15 protein-coding genes are annotated in these 16,936 nt (G+C 32.0%); 1 reads left to right on the top strand and 14 read right to left on the bottom strand.

The window, feature by feature from the left end; translation table 11 throughout:
- Positions 1-161: 161 nt before the first annotated feature.
- The 12 genes from ACTCDL_RS07585 to ACTCDL_RS07530 all read right to left on the bottom strand — a co-directional run bounded on the left by ACTCDL_RS07585 (position 162) and on the right by ACTCDL_RS07530 (position 13,113).
- On the bottom strand, positions 162-371 hold the full coding sequence (locus ACTCDL_RS07585) for a hypothetical protein (protein ID WP_463175550.1): 210 nt from the start codon (positions 369-371) through the stop codon (positions 162-164).
- 27 nt (positions 372-398) lie between these two features.
- On the bottom strand, positions 399-596 hold the full coding sequence (locus ACTCDL_RS07580; RefSeq protein ID WP_463175549.1) for a hypothetical protein: 198 nt from the start codon (positions 594-596) through the stop codon (positions 399-401).
- A 37-nt stretch (positions 597-633) separates the two neighbouring features.
- On the bottom strand, positions 634-963 hold the full coding sequence (locus ACTCDL_RS07575; protein ID WP_463175547.1) for an STAS domain-containing protein: 330 nt from the start codon (positions 961-963) through the stop codon (positions 634-636).
- A 186-nt stretch (positions 964-1,149) separates the two neighbouring features.
- On the bottom strand, positions 1,150-3,165 hold the full coding sequence (locus ACTCDL_RS07570) for a methyl-accepting chemotaxis protein (protein ID WP_463175546.1): 2,016 nt from the start codon (positions 3,163-3,165) through the stop codon (positions 1,150-1,152).
- 136 nt (positions 3,166-3,301) lie between these two features.
- Complete coding sequence (locus ACTCDL_RS07565) at positions 3,302-3,949, bottom strand: hypothetical protein (RefSeq protein ID WP_463175545.1); 648 nt, start codon at positions 3,947-3,949, stop codon at positions 3,302-3,304.
- A gap of 382 nt (positions 3,950-4,331) precedes the next feature.
- On the bottom strand, positions 4,332-5,807 hold the full coding sequence (locus ACTCDL_RS07560; RefSeq protein ID WP_463175543.1) for a sodium-dependent transporter: 1,476 nt from the start codon (positions 5,805-5,807) through the stop codon (positions 4,332-4,334).
- Positions 5,808-6,055: 248 nt separating this feature from the next.
- Positions 6,056-6,337, bottom strand: coding sequence for a hypothetical protein (locus ACTCDL_RS07555; protein WP_463175542.1), 282 nt, complete (start codon positions 6,335-6,337; stop codon positions 6,056-6,058).
- Between the two features lie 104 nt (positions 6,338-6,441).
- Complete coding sequence (locus ACTCDL_RS07550; RefSeq protein ID WP_463175541.1) at positions 6,442-7,428, bottom strand: asparaginase; 987 nt, start codon at positions 7,426-7,428, stop codon at positions 6,442-6,444.
- Positions 7,429-8,128: 700 nt separating this feature from the next.
- A complete protein-coding gene (locus ACTCDL_RS07545) occupies positions 8,129-9,139 on the bottom strand; it encodes a M42 family metallopeptidase (protein WP_463175540.1) in 1,011 nt (336 codons plus the stop codon).
- Positions 9,123-10,160, bottom strand: a complete 1,038-nt coding sequence (locus ACTCDL_RS07540; RefSeq protein WP_463175539.1) for a M42 family metallopeptidase — start codon at positions 10,158-10,160, stop codon at positions 9,123-9,125. The genes ACTCDL_RS07545 and ACTCDL_RS07540 overlap by 17 nt, the downstream gene beginning before the upstream one ends.
- Entirely contained in the window at positions 10,151-11,206 is a 1,056-nt protein-coding gene (locus ACTCDL_RS07535) for a M42 family metallopeptidase (protein WP_463175537.1), read from the bottom strand. The genes ACTCDL_RS07540 and ACTCDL_RS07535 overlap by 10 nt, the downstream gene beginning before the upstream one ends.
- Before the next feature lie 392 nt (positions 11,207-11,598).
- A complete protein-coding gene (locus tag ACTCDL_RS07530) occupies positions 11,599-13,113 on the bottom strand; it encodes a Mur ligase family protein (RefSeq protein ID WP_463175536.1) in 1,515 nt (504 codons plus the stop codon).
- A 478-nt stretch (positions 13,114-13,591) separates the two neighbouring features.
- On the opposite strand from ACTCDL_RS07530, the gene ACTCDL_RS07525 reads away from it, so the two are divergent.
- Positions 13,592-14,533 carry a VanW family protein gene (locus ACTCDL_RS07525; protein WP_463175535.1) on the top strand — a complete coding sequence of 314 codons (942 nt, stop codon included), beginning with the start codon at positions 13,592-13,594 and terminating at the stop codon, positions 14,531-14,533.
- Here the strand turns inward: ACTCDL_RS07525 and ACTCDL_RS07520 are convergent.
- A complete protein-coding gene (locus ACTCDL_RS07520) occupies positions 14,530-15,561 on the bottom strand; it encodes a hypothetical protein (RefSeq protein ID WP_463175534.1) in 1,032 nt (343 codons plus the stop codon). The genes ACTCDL_RS07525 and ACTCDL_RS07520 overlap by 4 nt on opposite strands.
- 162 nt (positions 15,562-15,723) lie before the next feature.
- Complete coding sequence (locus ACTCDL_RS07515; RefSeq protein ID WP_463175533.1) at positions 15,724-16,761, bottom strand: hypothetical protein; 1,038 nt, start codon at positions 16,759-16,761, stop codon at positions 15,724-15,726.
- Between the last annotated feature and the right edge of the window lie 175 nt (positions 16,762-16,936).

The raw sequence follows: 16,936 nt of genomic DNA, 5'->3' as shown, positions 1-16,936 counted from the left end.
CAGTTATCAGTAAAACAGACTGATTCCAGATTCCCGATTCCTGACACAAAAGTGTTACATTATCTTTCTATTGTTTCATTCTAGAGTTGTTTATCTATATTAAGATGACTCCTATAAAATACAGAAATCATCTTAAATGATATCACTACTGACCAAGTTCTTTAGCCATGGTTGAAATAATAAGCTCGCTCTCTTCTTAAAGAATCTAATTCTTTAATATAAACTTCTAAATCTTTCTGATAGTCCTTTACTAATTTTAAATCTCCCTCTTTTTTAATCGTTTCATTAACTAGCTTAGCTTCTGTATATCTCATCTTCTGAATACATAAAGCTATTTGCGTATTCAAGGAAGAAAGATTATCTTTTTGCATATTGGGACCCCCTTTTAAAAATAAATATTATTTATTATCACCCCCTTGATTGACCCTTTCTAAATAGACAACAGTATCTTCTACAATCTTGTTTAAGTTACAAAATGTTAATAAAGGAGAATCTATTTTAGTACAATCGATAGAATTAACCCTTGATAGTGCCTCTTCAATAATTTGATCTATTTCTCTCTTTTCTTCTCTATGACAGGCTTTTGGCTTCTTCATATCCTCCCTCCAATTATCTAGATAATAATTTAGTTCCTTAATTTATCTTCCTTTCTTCTAACTTCTTTACAAAAGTTGAGCTACCTAACAGTTCTTTTAAATTTAAGATATTAAACAATTCTTCCACTTCAGAGTTTAAATTATTAATCAAATAGTTATGATTAGGGTTTTCTTGAAAAAGTTTAATGATATTTTCTATTCCAATAGAGTCAATGAAATTTACTTCTGCAAAATTAAAGACAATATTTTTATAATCATATTTCAACTCTTCAAATTTATTGATTAAAGTATCAACTGTGAAGACATCTAAGTCCCCCTGCAAATGAATAATAACTATATCCTTTCTATCTTCTAATTCAATCTTCATCATAATCGCCTCCTAGCAAATCAAAATAAAGATATAAAACCTGAATGATTAAGATAGATTTAAATTAAACTATATTGTTTTGATCAACTAATACCTTCTTATTAATTTATTGTTATACTACTTTTTTCTCAGGTAATGCTACTTTAATTTGACTATCTAAGAGGCTAGCTACCCCTTTAATATAATTTAAAAATCCATCTCATCTAATCCTTCGATCTCTAAATTTGATAAATCAAGTCCAGATAAATCAATAGATCGATCATTTTTATCTTTATCATTTTTTACTGCATTAGTTTTTTTATTATTACCTTGCTCCTCTAACTGAGACTTAATTAAATTTAATAACTCTAGATTCTGTTGCTCAGCTTTTCTAACCTGAAATTTCTCAACCAATTTAGCCATCTCTACAGACTCTTTATTCAATTCTTCGCTGGAACTAGCTATCTCTTCTACCATAGCAGCATTATCTTGTGTTCCCTGATTAATCTCTTCTAAAGCCTGCTGGGTCTGTTCAATAGCAGCAGCTTGTTCCCCAGTAGAGATAGATATATTTCTAATAGCTTTATGAACCTCTTTACTATTCTCTACAATATCTTCTAAAGTATCACCAGTTTCATTGACTAAGTTGTTGCCATGTACTATTTTTTTGATAATACTCTTAATCAACTTTTCTATCTGATTGGCAGATTCGGCAGTTCTTTCAGCTAAACTTCTAACTTCATCAGCTACTACGGCAAAACCTTTACCATTCTCACTTGCTCTAGCTGCTTCTACTGCAGCGTTTAAAGCCAATAGATTAGTTTGAGAAGCAATTTCATTGACAGTTCCTATAATCTCTGAAATCCTTTCACTATGGTCACTTATCTCTCCTATAGCCTCTATAGTTTCTTTAACAACATTACTACCATTCTTTAAGGATTTCATCGTATTTTGTGATAAATTACTAGCCTCCTCTGAATTAGATGAGACCTCTTGCATTGAGGAGTTTATCTCTTCTATAGTGGCTGAAATCTCTTCTAAGGATGATGCATTATTTTGAGTCCGATCAGAAAGTTCATTATTTCCCTCTGCTATCTCATCAGAAGAATTGGCTATATTTAGTGAAAAATCTTTAATACTACTAATAGTACTACTTAAAGAGTCAATAACTTCATTGATATCCTCTGACATTCTAGCTAGTTCATCTAAACCTTTGGGCTTTATCTTCTCACTAAAATCACCATGGGCCATTTTATCTAATACTCTACCGATTCTCTTTACATTTTTAGAGACACTAGTAGTTACTAAGAAGATGATAAGAAATATAACTAACAATAGTAGTAAATATCCTTGACCAATCTCTTCAATCATTAAGTCTATTACCGAGGTTAGCTCATTGGCAGGAGCAGTTAAGACCAATGACCAACTTACACCAGCGATAGGATGATAAAAAATATATCTCTTAGCATCATTTAATTTATAAACAGCAAAACCTTCTTCCCCTGTGACAATATTGTTACCAATAACAGCTTCATTAGCATCTCTTTGTAAAATATTCAGTTCTTGCTTCTTGCTAGGATGGGCAAATATCTTACCATTTTTTTGAACTAAGTATCCATAACCCTTATTACCTAATTTAAAGCCACCTACTATCTTTTCTAAATCTGTTAAAGCTAGACTCTGCCCCAAATAAGCTATAATCCTTCCACTATCGTCTTTGATAGGTATAGTAATTACAATAACATCTCTATCCATAATTTCAGATTTTCTAGGATCACTTACCACTAAACTATTACTCTCTTTAGCCTCTTGAAAGTAATCCCTATCTGCTAAGTTTAGCACCTTATCAGCATAGCTAGTCCATCCTCTACCATCTAAATCCATTAACATAAAGTTATCTTTCCCCTTAGAATTATCAGCTTTAATTAACTGCTTGATTATTCTCCATCCCTTCTGCTCATTTCTATTCCAGCCTACTTCTAAATCAACTAGTTTAGATATTACAAACAATTCATTCTCTTTTGATCTTAGCCAATTAGCAATAACATTAGAACCATTTTCAACATTCTCATAACCACTTCTCTCTATTATCTTAGTGACATTAGTACCTATTAACTTATTGGTACTTTTCAGATTCCAAAGACCGATTATTATAAAAGGGAGCAATATAAATACCAACAACTTATTTCTTAATGTCACCATCTTCTTTAAAGACTCTAACATAATTATCCCCTCCTTTATATAGCATAGCCATTGCTAAAAAATAACTTTAATGTTTTACTTGGACTTGGGCTCAATCTTAAATTAAATAAGTAGTCTACATTACACTCTAAAATTACAAAGCTATTCCCTTTAATAACTAGAGTAACTCTTCTCTTAATTTCAAAGCTTCACTATAACTTAAATCTTTGATATTGGATAAATCAATCTTAGTTATAAGTTTAATGATTGGTATATCAAATAAAATCTCCAAAATATTTTGAGGAATCTGGCAAAAATACTTATCTAAATCTTCAGTAGCTACTTGCAAAGACTCCTTTTTCCATTGAGCTCGCTTACCTTTAGTAAAATTGGTTGTTACAATAGCCTTCCATTGGTCTAGTTCTTTAGTAGCTCTTTTATAAAAACTGTCTTTTTTTAACTTCTTCAAACTAGATGAAAGCCTATTCTTCAAATCTAGGTTAGTTTGCTTAGAAGAAAGAAGCTGTTCATCTAGTACTATAGTCTGACCTTGCTTCATTAAAGTTGCCTCTAAACTTTCAGTGATGAAATTAACCAGTCCCATTACCAATAAATCTCCATCAATTCCTTCCTCTTCAATTAGATATTCAACTCTTTCTTCCAATTTTACTAATAAATCTTCCTTAGATTTATTAGTAATTTCAACTATTATCCCTAAGTGTAATAATATAGAATCTAACATCCCTTTAAAGTCATTAATTTGATTTAGAGCACTAAGCTTGTCCCAATTTTTTAAACTACTGATTAATACATCAACTACAGTCATCTTAATAACCTCCTTTAATGCAAATCATATCCACTTGCCTAATAGCCTTTCATTTATAGTGCTGAGAAGTTGACAGAAATCTTATAGATATATATGGCATTAAAGAGTTAACATTTTAATTAGCTACGGGTTTTAACTCGTAGGCTTTATAAGACACACAGGTTAAAACTTGTGGTTAACAATTTTTTTCACCATATAGATAGTCTCAGCAATTATCTATAATTTACTCCTTATCTAACTTTAACATCTTCTTCTATCTGATTAATTACAATTGACTTACAAGTGAGTCACAAATAAAAAAATATAATTTTATAAAGTATATAGTTCTTAATAATAAAAGGAGATGATTTCTGTAGAGTACAGAAATCATCTCCTTTTATTATTAATTATCCTTTTTGCTCCACTTGATAGAACCTAAAATTATAGCTAATATCAGAGCAGAAAGTGCTACTAACCAACCAATTCTCAGACCTGAAATTGGATAACCCTCATAACCACCTTTAATCTCACTGATAAAACTTAAGATCAGCATAACTGCTAAGACCAATGGAGTAAGGTATTTAATTGTAAAGTCCCACCAACTACCAATTTGGAAGTTGGAGATAGGGTTGAAGAACTCTCGTAATTTACTTGCTTTATAAATCCATCCTATTGCAATACACTGTAGGATTCCAATCATTACTATACCAAATTGCATATTAAAGTAATCAATTATATCTAAGAAATAAAGTCCTGCTCCTGTAGTAAAAATCAAACTCCCTAGAACCCCTAATATAACTACTACAGTAGCTGCCTTCTTTCTACTCCAGCCAAACTTGTCATTAAGAGGCTTTACTACTGCTTCTACCATAGATATACTTGAAGATAACCCAGCAATTACTAAGGCTGAAAAGAATAATAATCCAAACAAGGTATTAAAAGCAGGTAACATATTAATAGCTTTAGGAAAAGCGATAAAAGCTAGTCCTATACTTTGAGTAACCACCTCTTCTAAGGGTACCCCACTATGAGTAGCCATATAACCTAAAATACCAAAGACCCCTATCCCCACAATAAAGCTGAAAGCACAGTTGGCAAGGGCTGTGATAAATGAATTATTAACTATATCTGAATCCTTAGGAAGATAACTGGCATAGGTTATCATTACTCCAAAACAGACACTTAAGGTAAAGAATATCTGACCGTAGGCTGCTAACCAGACCTTAGAGTTTAGTAGCTGTGAAAAATCTGGATTTAGGAACTTGTTAATTCCAGTAACTGCTCCAGGTAAAGTGATCCCTCTAATTGTAATAATTAACATTAATAGTGCTAATAATGGCATAAAGATTTTAGTTGCTTTTTCAATACCGGTTTCTATACCATTGTAAACAATAAAGTAGTTGATAGCCCATAAAGCTATTACACCGATTAATACCGTAAGATTTATTCCACCTAAGGTATCTACTCCTGATGTTAATTGCAAATTGCTTCCATAAAAGAAGGCTTCTGGATTAGCCCCCCATGCTTGATTAAGAGCATAAAAGATATATTTCAGGCTCCAACTTACAATAACCATATAATAAGTAAGTAAAATAAATACACTAATAACAGGCCACCAGCCAATCCACTCCCATTTACGAGATAGCTTCTTATAAGCCAATACCGTTGAACCTCTCATCTTAGTACCAAAGCCAAACTCTAAAATCAATAATGGAATCCCTGTTGTTAATAATGCTACTAAATATGGGATTAGAAATGCGCCTCCTCCATTCTCATAGGCAACATAGCTAAAACGCCAGATATTACCTAGTCCTACTGCTGAACCAACAGTAGCTAAGATAAAACCTAGTCTACTCCCCCATTGATTATTCTCTGACATATAAACTCCTCCTCTACTTCTAATAATTGTTAGATATTAAATTAAAAGACCCTTACACCCCTTAATGTTTAGGAATGGAAAGGCCTTAATTAATCAAAGATTCAGAGACCAGTCTTTATTTTATCTCAACTATTATATATTATGTAAACAAATATATCATCTCTTTAGAGTAATGTCAAGATTTTAAAATAAATCATAAATTTATATGATGGGAATAAGTATTATTAATTTACTATGATTTAACTGAATTATTGATTAATCTTTCTGTTAATTCTACTTAAATCTGTTTTAATATCAATAAAGACCAAAAGCAGCTCTCCTAAACCATATAAGATAACAGCCTGTAAGACACCAAAGTATATAGGAAAGAGATTATTAAAGAGTATGATAATTCGATTTTGACCCATTGCAGGGGTCATCCCTCCAGCAAAGATACTACCAATAGTTGTTATAAAGCTACCGATAAATCCAATTACAGCTAGAACCTTTAATAAGAGTGCAATTGTTTTTAAGATTTTATAATCTTTCACTACAATATCCTCCTTTCTGAGAAGCCATAAATCACCAAGAGTTTATTTTATCATATTTTAAGTAAAATATTCTATTTCATCAGTGTTTACTGCTTAAACTCAGTTTACATCTTCAATTTAAATCCAAAATATCTTCTAATTTCATTTTTAGAAAGTCCTTCACCTAATAGTAACATCAATGCTAGCCTTGCTTTAGTACTGTTAAGATTTCCAGCAAAGATTATATCCATATCTGCTATATTAGCTCCTCCTGCTGAAGCACCATAGAGATTATAGACTCGACCTTCTAAGCAACGTGAAGTTACTACTATAGGTATACCCTCTTCTTTTGCTCTTAGTAATCCTGAAGTTATCTTCTTAGGTAGGGTCCCCAAACCAAAGCCTTCTAAGACTAATCCTTTGTATTCATAATCTAAGGCTGCCTGAAGCAACTTATCACTACTACCAACAGATAATTTAATAATCTCTACACGTTCCTCTAACTCTTCGGGTTTAATAGTAATCTGTTTGACTAAATCATAAAAATAATGGACACCACAATGATCAATATGACCTATTGGACCTGCATTTATAGATGAAAAAGCTGTCAATTTATTAGTGTGAACCTTAGCCACAAATCTAGCTGCATGAATTTGATTATTTAGTACTACTAAGACCCCTTTATTCTTACTATGGGGTTCAATAATAGTCTGTAGGGCCTGTGATAAGTTGGCTTCTCCATCAGAGCTGAGCTGATTAAAACTTCTTAATGCCCCTGTAATTACAACAGGTTTAGCTGTATCTAAGAGCAAATCTAGTAAATATGCTGTCTCTTCTAAAGTATCAGTACCATGGGTGATCAATACTCCACTAATCTCTGTTTCTGCCAAAGAATTCTCTACTAACTTAGCCAAATCCCAAATCATCCTAGGTGTTAGTTGTGAACTATCTAGATTGGTGTATTGGATTAAATCTAGTTTAGCCATATTATTCAATTGGGGTACATGACTTAATAGTTCCTCCCCTGATAATTTAGGGACTATCTGATGAGTAGACTTATCCTCTCCCATAGCAATCGTGCCACCTGTAGTAATCACTTTAATCTTCTTCACGGTTAACCCCCTTTGATTAGTGACTAGCAATAAGCATTTAGCACCAATAAACCTAACTCTACTGCTTAGCAGTTACTAGTTAGTAATTTTATTACTATTATTAGATTATGTATTATGATATTTTAAAATACATGCTTTATCCCTTTTATTTTAATCTTTAGAAGTGATAAAGTAATATTTTATCCATTATAATGAAAGATTGTATTGAAGTCTTTTGTTCTCAAAATGAAAGAATTTAGAGATATTAAGACACTTTCAGGAATCTGGAATCAGTAGTCAAGAATCAGTTATAAACACATGTTCCAGATTCCTGAATCCCGACATGAAAGTTTGGTAATATACCAATTAGTATTTACTATAATAAGGAGGAATTATGATGGGCCTTTTTTCTTGATAGCTAATAGCAATTTATTCCCAAGAGCTAAGACTTTTATAGAATTTGAGAGATTTAAAGCTAAGAGGTTAAGATTTTAGTTGATCAAAAAATATAAAGCAGGGCATTAATGCCCTGCTTTATATTTGATATATTTTTTTGATATAAACTTGGAGTAAAAACTTAATTCTTTTTAACTAATTGAAAATGATTTTCGATATCGTTATTATATATTAAAAAAATAGCTTTGTCAACTATATTAAGAATATTTTTAATTAATTAAAGGAGTTACGAAGAACCCCCATAACTCCTAATTATTTAATCACTTTATTCAAATAATCCTGTATAACTGCTTTCTAGAAGCTCTGTTAATAATTCAATACCATTATCTATATCATTAATATCAATCATCTCTGATGGAGAATGTACATAACGGCAAGGAATTGACAATGCTCCAGAGCGAATACCTTCTCTTGTTAAATGGATTGCCCCTGCATCTGTTCCCCCAGCTACTAAGACCTCCAATTGATAAGGAATATTCTTCTCTTCGGCTAGATCAATCATTAAATTCTTAACCTTAGGATGAACCAGTACTGATCTGTCTTTGATTTTAATTGCAGGACCTTTACCTAGACCAACCTCCATTCTTTTTGCTTCTGGCATGTCACCTGTTAAAGTTACATCTACAGCAATACCTAAATCAGGATTGATACCAAAGGATGAAGTCTTAGCACCTCTTAAACCTACCTCTTCTTGCACAGTAAAGACAAAATAGGTATCATAAGTAGGAGGATTCTCTAAACGATTAAGGGTTTCAACTAAAACTATACACCCAATCCTGTCATCCATCGCTTTCGAGACCAACCTATCACCCAAATCATCCATCTGACGGTAATAACTAGCTGTATCACCAACTTTAACCTTGCTTTCTGCCTCCTCTTTGCTAGTAGCACCGATATCAGCATAGAGCTTCTCATGTTTTAGTTTGCTGATATCATCTACTTTGCCCTCCTTGTCGATAACTCCAACGGTCTCACCATTGAATAAAACCCTAGCCCCTAATAACATATATGGAGAGATTCCACCAACATTTGAGAAACGAATAAACCCATTATCATCAATATGGGTAGCAATTAGTCCAATCTCATCCATATGAGCTGCTAACATTACTCTTTTGCTAGAATCCTTCCCTTTCTTTAAGGCAATTAAATTCCCCAAACTATCAGTTCTTATCTCATCAACCTTATCCTCAATTTTAGCTTTGATAAGCTCTCTAACTCTATCTTCATGTCCTGATGGACCATAAGTTTCTACCAACTCTCTAATCAACTCTTTCATTAGCAAAACCCCCTTTTTCAATATCTTGGCAGAATTTATCTGTCAAATCTATCATAGCTTGATAATCTTTTAGATTCATAATAGCTGCTGGTGAATGAATATAACGGCAAGGTACAGAGATTACTGCTGTAGGAATCCCCTCTTGAGTTAGATGAATCTTGCCACCATCAGTGCCTGCTTTAGTAAACTTTCTAAGTTGGTACTTAATTTGATTATCCTCTGCTACCTCAATAATCATATCTAACAAGGGCTTATAGGTAATCATCGCACCATCTCTAAAGGTTAGTGCAGGCCCAGAACCTAATCTGGTAACATGACCTTCTTCTTTAATATCTGGAATATCTGCTGCTGTAGTACCTTCAAGGACTAAAGCTAAATCTGGCTCTATATCATAGGCTGCCACAGTAGCACCGCGAGCACCTACCTCTTCTTGTACAGTAAAGACACCATAGATTGGGAAATCATAATCCTTCTTCATTAGTTCTATCAAAGCAGCACAGCCCACTCTATCATCAAAGGCCTTACCTTTAACAGTATCTTTACCTAACTGTTCATATTTACTATCAAAACTTGCCATAGTACCTAACTCTATTAAACTTTCACTCTCTTTTTTGTCTTTGCTACCTATATCTATATATAGCTGCTTATAATCTAAAGGTTTCTTTCTCTCATTAGGTTTCTGTAAATGGATTGCTTTAGCACCAATCACACCAGGAATCTTATCATCACCTACCAAGACCCGCTTTGATACTAAGACCCGTTTATCTATCCCTCCAACAGGTTTAAAGCTTAATAACCCATCATCAGTAATATCAGTAATCATTAGCCCAATCTCATCCATATGGGCTGCAATCATCAACCTAGGACTTGATTTCTTTCCTTTTTTATAAGCAATCAGATTACCTAAAGCATCGGTTCTTAATTCATCAACATAGTTGACTAATTCTTTTCTGATTATATCCCTAACTTCATCCTCTTTACTTGAGACACCTATCGCTTCACTTAATCTCTTTAAAAGCATCTTAACCCCTCCACAAACTCAGCATTTATTTCTACAATAAAATGGGCTAATAATCTAGCTCCCCGCTTAATATCATCTAAACTAGCAGTTTCTACAGAAGTATGCATATATCTTAAAGGAATAGAGAGCAATGCTGTTGGAATTCCAGCACGAGTAACTTGGATAGCATAAGCATCAGTTCCGCCTGGACGATTTGATGGTTCTATTTGATAAGGTATATCCAGTTCTTTAGCTATCTCTGTTAGCTTTTTAAATATCTTAGGATGGACATGGGGACCAAAACCAATAGCAGGACCTTTTCCTAACTCAGCAGCATCCTCTTTACTGACACCAGGCATAGTGGCATGACAGACATCTATAGCAATTCCTATATCAGGAACAATTCCATAGGTACTAGTAATAGCACCTCTAACTCCAACCTCTTCTTGAACGGTAGCTACCCCATAGACATCTATCTGATGTTTTAACTTAGTTAAATTTTTGAGTGTTTCTAATATCATCAATACACCTGCTCTATCATCAAGGGCTTTTCCAGTTACTCTATCATTCTTTAAATCACAAAACTCCCTCTTAATAGAGACAATATCACCTACTCTAATTTGAGAGTTAACCTCTTTTTCTGTCAATCCTAAATCTATGTACATATCCTCCATTTTATAGGCCTTGGTGACCTCTTTAGCACTTTGAATATGAGGTGGCTTGGCTCCAATGACTCCTTGTAAACTAGCTTTACCATGAACCATGACCTCTTGACCGACTAAGGTTCTTTGATCAACACCACCTACAGGAGTAAATCGTAAGAATCCACCTTCTTCTATCTTAGTAACCATCAACCCAATCTCATCCATATGGGCTGCTAGCATAATCTTCAATTCAGAAAAATTACCTGTCCCCCTTTTGCAAGAGATAAGATTACCCAAAGCATCATATTCAATCTCATCAGTATATTTATCAAACTCTTGGGCTACCTGCTTAGATATCTTCTGCTCATAACCAGATACCCCCACTGCATTTGATAACTCTGCTACAAATCTCTTTCCTTCCATATTGTATCCCTCCTTAAAATTATTTTTATAAACCAATATGATTACAAAATAATTTATAAAATCATCTATTAAATTTAGTGATAAAGTTAAAATTATCCTTTATTATTATTTCGTAAAGAATGGGAAATGTCAATAAAATGGATAATTTTTATTAGATTATTTTTTATTATTTTATCAATTTATTATCAATCTTATTTATGGTAATAAAAAACTATTATTTGTAGCTTGTCTTATGTTTTAGAAAAGGTAAGACAAAAGATAGATGTTATGACACTTTAGTTTTAGTAATTAGGTAGTTTAGGGATAGGTAGTTAGGTTTAACCCATCTACCAAACCACCTATCCACCCAACATCTAAGCTGTCCCAATATCCCCATTATATTTATTAATAATTTAAAGATATTCTCTAATCAACTCTGCAGCCTTATCCAAACCTGGACCTCCAACTATCAATAAAAGATCATTCTTCTTAACTTTTGCTAAAGCCGATTTGATAGCTTCTCTTAATTTATCAGTATTTTCGATATTGATGCCATTACCTCTAATAACTGAAGTGAAAATTGCTTCCTCCTCTAGTAATACCTTATTCTTAGAGATTACCTCATCTTCAGCTCTAGTAGTGATAAGGTCTGTTAAATTAATTTCTTTAGCCCAATTACTGATTAACTGGGCATTTAAACGATTAGCTTGAACTCCTCGCTTACCTTTTAAGAAGTGTAACATAATTAAATTATTATATTCGAATTTTTTAAGAGTTTTAAAATTAGCGATTAGACTTGCTGGGTTGTGAGCAAAATCATCGATAATAGTAAAATCTTGCTTATAAATTACTTCCATCCTTCTTTTAATTCCTCTAAAGGATTCTATAGCAGTTTTAACCTTTATTAGAGAAAAACCTAAAATTAATGCTGTAGTAAAAGCGGCTAAAATATTGTATATATTATGATAACCTAATAATGGTGTTTTTAATCTAAAAGCAGTAGGATGAACCATCTTTCCAAGGTTACTAATAATATCACGATTAATACTAATTCTAAATTCAAGACCATCTTCAGCTAATTTTATATCTTCAGCTGTAATATCTGCATCCTTATTAGAGATGCCATAAGTATATATATTTGCTTTGGTAATCTCTATTAACTTACTAGTATATTTATCATCTAAATTGAAAACCGCTGCCTTATCTTCAGCTAAATATCTAAATAATCGCTCTTTACTTTGATAGTAATCCTTTAAAGTCTGATGAAACTCCATATGATCATAGGATAAATTGGTAAAGATACCCACATCATAATCTACACCCCAGACCCGATCTAACTTTAATCCATGAGAAGATACTTCCATGGCCAAGTAATCTACCTTAGCTTCTCTCATCTTAGCAAAGAATTTATTTAAAGTTATAATATCTGGTGTAGTGCATTTGTTAGGAGCTTGTAGGTGCTTAGATCCAATTTTATTGTATAATGTCCCAATTAATCCACTCTTACCGACTATTTTAATTATGATATGGTCTATCATAGCACTTGTAGTCGTCTTTCCTGCTGTACCAGTAACTCCAATTATTCTTAGTTTTTGACTAGGATTATTATATATTCTATTAACCAGCTCTGCCAGTGTTTTACGACTATTTTCAACCCTAATATAAGTAAAATTTTGATCTATTTCAACCTTATCCTCACCAATAATTGCAACAGCCCCCCGATTTATAGCTTCATCAATGTAGTTATGTCCATCTACATTAAATCCTTTAATAGCTACAAACAAAGAGTTATCTTTGATATTTTTGGAGTTATCTGTAACATGATCTATCTCCCAGTTTTGAAAGTTATCAATTTCTATTATAGCCAGATCTCTAATTAATTCGTCTAATAACAATCCATTTAAATCTATTAAGGGATTTGAAAACACTTTATCCCCCCTTTTATAAGCTTTTAAAAACCACTTCAGAATATAAAATCTTCTGAAGTTACTATAACTATATGTAGTAATGGAGGTGATTATTAAGATAAAATTATATAAAGATTGATAAAAGTAATTATAGACAAACAACTCTAAGCTAAACCTTAATGGATATATTGCGACACTTTTAAACCCCAGTGTATAGTGTATAGTTTATAGTGGATAGTTAAGTACAAAGCCTTAAATCATAAAGCTTTTAATCTTTTTACTATCAACTATACACTATCAACTATCAACTCGAAAGAAGTGTCGCATTATCTCTATATAGCAATATATTTCTGGTCTGCCTTAATCTTGAGTGACTATATCACCTTTTAAATTTTTCAAAAGGTTATAATTATCTGCTAATTATGGAATTAAATCTAATACATACTTATAATCATTTTGACAAATTATAAAAATATATTAAAGAATGGGGGATAAAATAATGAATCACAATAATAAAAAATCAAATTCAATTGTAATCTTAATAGTACTGGTTACCTTGATTCTTAGTTTTATCATCTCAAAACCAGATAAACATCACTTCTCTAAATCAAAAGAAAAGATAAGAACAGAGATAGATAAAAGCAATCCGAATTCTGATGATTCATCCTTTCTTAAGCTGGCACAACCTGGAGTATTATTAGAAGGGCTGAACATAGGAGGATTAAATATCCACCAAATCAATCGACTTTTACACAAATTATCTCAAGAAAAGAGTATAGAACCTCAAAATGCTTTTATCTTCCATAACAAAACCTTTGATAGCAAGTTTGGTAGGTCAGTCAATATCAAAAGAACATTAAAAAATATCCTAGCTGCTAAAGTAAGAGATGATATAAGTTGCTCTTATACTACTATAGCTCCTACTATTACTAAGAAAGTTCTTAATCAGAAGGATAGCCTCTATTTAAAAAGAATAAATGTTAAAGGTAAACTAGTAGGTCATTACACAACTTATCTTGCAAACAATTCAGTCAATCGCAGAAACAATATCCAAATAGCTCTTAAAGATATTAATTACTATCAACTTAAAAAAGGAGAAGAATTCTCCTTTAACAAGATTATCGGACTACCTAGTCTAGAGAAAGGATACAAAAAAGCACCAATTATCGATTCTGGCAAATTTATTCCTAAAGTTGGTGGAGGTATCTGCCAAGTTTCTACAACCCTTTATAACGCTATTTTAGAAGCAAAGCTTAAAGTTACAGAAAGGCACCGCCACAGTAAAGCCCTCTCTTATATACAAGATGGTAGAGATGCCACAATAGTTCCTCAAAAAAAGGATTTGAAATTCATTAATGTCACAGATAATCCTATTATCATCTTAACTGATATCATAGATAGATATGTAGCAGTTTATATTATAGAAGAGATTAAGGATTAAAAGATGATTAGGATAAAGATGATTATAATTATAAACAATACTATAAAGAATAATAGCATAAAGGTTCTTTGATCTATAATTGCTCCTTCTTTATTATCTATCTTTTGATCTTCTATCTTTGGTGTTGATATCTTAATCTGTGGACTGATTGATAAGTTTCCATAAATATTGGGGCCAAATTTAATCAGCACCCAGTATCTTTCTGTATCTGGATTAAAATTTCTAGCTTCAATCGAACCTTTAATCATCCCTGTTGAATCCTTTAATAGACTAGCTAAATATCTGCCCATCTCACTGTTGTCACTGATTTTAACTAAAATCTCATCACCTTGAAGTAACTCTTCAATTCTCTTTCCATTACTAGGAGAAATTACAGGTTGACAAGTCAGGTTTATATCTAAACCTAATTTTTTATCATCTGTTTTCGTTTCAACAGAATTATCATTATTATCTTCAAATTCCTCCTCTGGAGGAAAGAGCTCAGAATAATAGGTTTTTAGCTTAACCTTAGTTAAAGTCTTAGCAAATAACCTTAAATTTATCTCCTCTTTAAGAAATTCTTCTAACTTCTCTTTGAAGATTACTTTAAATTTAGACAAATCATCTGCTTTTATTAAAGTAAACAATTCAAATATCTCTGCAGCTGTAAATAATCTTTCAAACTTTAGTTGAGATTCTTTAGAATTGATACTCTTTTTACTTTTAATACCAATATCGGTTAAAGTTTTGATAAAAACCTGATGATCTATATTAAGGTTTATATTCTCTACATCCTCCTTAGAGGTTTTTACCAGATCAGATTTTAATATCTCGCCATCTTTACCATTACTTACAATACTGAACAAAAGATAGGTCTTATTATAAGAGCCATAACTGACTCTACCATGAATAATCATATAACTTTGGCTGACATAATCCACCATCTGTAATGCCTTATCTAAATCACCTTCAGCTAATTTTAAAGCCTGTTTAGCCTCATCTTGATTTATTTCTGCAGTCTGTTGTATTACTCCAATTTTTTGATCCATGGCCTTCACCCTTTTACTAAATGAACTTAGCTAGAATAGTTTTTTACTTTAACCATATTATATAATTTCCAATGTAGCTGTATTTTTATATAATAATATGAATTATTTTGTGATTTATATTTTGAAGTTAATTATAGTTTCTGAAATAATATTATATCCTAATTAAAGATAATATATATTATAAAAGATAATGCCTAGAATAATTATAATCATAACAATTGAAAGAATCGTTAAGTTGTTTTTGTTAGTGATAATTATATTGGTCCTTTTATTGATATCCATTTCGTTACCTGTAGTACTTATCTTAACTTCAGGCTCTACAATTAAATTACCGTAGATATTAGGTCCAAATTGCACCACAACAGAATAGCGTCTTAGCTTTTCATTGAAGGCCATCTTAGTTATAACCCCTGTAGCAGTACCTGAAGAATCTTTGAGCAATCTATTGAGATACTGACCAATCTCTTTACGATCTGTAATCTTAACTTTGATCTTATCACCTATATTCATCTCACTTATTTTTTTACCTTTAGTAGCTGAGATAATAGGTACACAACTTAAATTAATATTAAGACCAGCCTTTGTTAACTTTCCTGTTTCTTTAGTTTCTACTTCATCTATTTCTTCTACAGCAGGGTCTTGAAAGAACTCAGGAAAGAGGTTCCTTAATTTTGTCTTGGTTATCATTTCTAGATATAAGTCTAAATCTAAAGATCCCTCAAGAACATTCATCAGCTTTTCTTTAATAAAATTATTTAACTGCTCTATATTATCTTCCTTACTTAATTTGAATATCTTAAAAATAATTGTTGGATTAAATATTTCCTCTAATTTCTTCTTGATTTGATATTCTAAATTAAAGTTCTTCTCATCTTTTATCTTTTGCAAAGCTTTCATAAAAACTTGGGGATTGACTTTTAATTCTATATTAGAAATTAGATCTTTATCATTGATAGCAACATCATTGTTGATAAACTCCCCTTCTTTTCCATTCCAAACAATTCCAATCAGCCCATAGTTCTTATTATGATTACTAGCTCCTGAACTGAATTTGATTTGAAGCAGAATATAATCTCTGGCTACATAATCACCCATATACAATGCTTTTTCTAAATCATTTTCAGCCAACTTAAGAGCTGTTTGTGCTTCTTCTTGATTAACATCTAAGGTCTGCTGTATAATCTTAACCTTCCCGTCCATAAAGCCCCCCTAATAATTTATTAAATTAATCTTATATTGCTAAACTTAATGCAAATCTCCTAATCTAAAGTGTAATTTAATGGATATATAGCGACAGTTTTGAGTGTCAGTGTGAGTGGGTGTGTCAGTAAGTTCTTATATGTTTTGCTCACACTCACACTAATCACTCACACTC

The organism is Orenia sp., assembly GCF_055140805.1.
Note: the sequence above shows the minus strand (reverse complement) of the source record. Positions and strands in the feature narration are given on the sequence as shown.

Bases quoted from the DNA above. Each gene is read 5' to 3' on its own strand.
- ACTCDL_RS07585 (WP_463175550.1), bottom strand. From the start codon at position 371: ATGCAAAAAGATAATCTTTCTTCCTTGAATACGCAAATAGCTTTATGT.
- ACTCDL_RS07580 (WP_463175549.1), bottom strand. From the start codon at position 596: ATGAAGAAGCCAAAAGCCTGTCATAGAGAAGAAAAGAGAGAAATAGAT.
- ACTCDL_RS07575 (WP_463175547.1), bottom strand. From the start codon at position 963: ATGAAGATTGAATTAGAAGATAGAAAGGATATAGTTATTATTCATTTG.
- ACTCDL_RS07570 (WP_463175546.1), bottom strand. From the start codon at position 3,165: ATGTTAGAGTCTTTAAAGAAGATGGTGACATTAAGAAATAAGTTGTTG.
- ACTCDL_RS07565 (WP_463175545.1), bottom strand. From the start codon at position 3,949: ATGACTGTAGTTGATGTATTAATCAGTAGTTTAAAAAATTGGGACAAG.
- ACTCDL_RS07560 (WP_463175543.1), bottom strand. From the start codon at position 5,807: ATGTCAGAGAATAATCAATGGGGGAGTAGACTAGGTTTTATCTTAGCT.
- ACTCDL_RS07545 (WP_463175540.1), bottom strand. From the start codon at position 9,139: ATGAAAGAGTTGATTAGAGAGTTGGTAGAAACTTATGGTCCATCAGGA.
- ACTCDL_RS07540 (WP_463175539.1), bottom strand. From the start codon at position 10,160: ATGCTTTTAAAGAGATTAAGTGAAGCGATAGGTGTCTCAAGTAAAGAG.
- ACTCDL_RS07535 (WP_463175537.1), bottom strand. From the start codon at position 11,206: ATGGAAGGAAAGAGATTTGTAGCAGAGTTATCAAATGCAGTGGGGGTA.
- ACTCDL_RS07525 (WP_463175535.1), top strand. From the start codon at position 13,592: ATGAATCACAATAATAAAAAATCAAATTCAATTGTAATCTTAATAGTA.
- ACTCDL_RS07520 (WP_463175534.1), bottom strand. From the start codon at position 15,561: ATGGATCAAAAAATTGGAGTAATACAACAGACTGCAGAAATAAATCAA.
- ACTCDL_RS07515 (WP_463175533.1), bottom strand. From the start codon at position 16,761: ATGGACGGGAAGGTTAAGATTATACAGCAGACCTTAGATGTTAATCAA.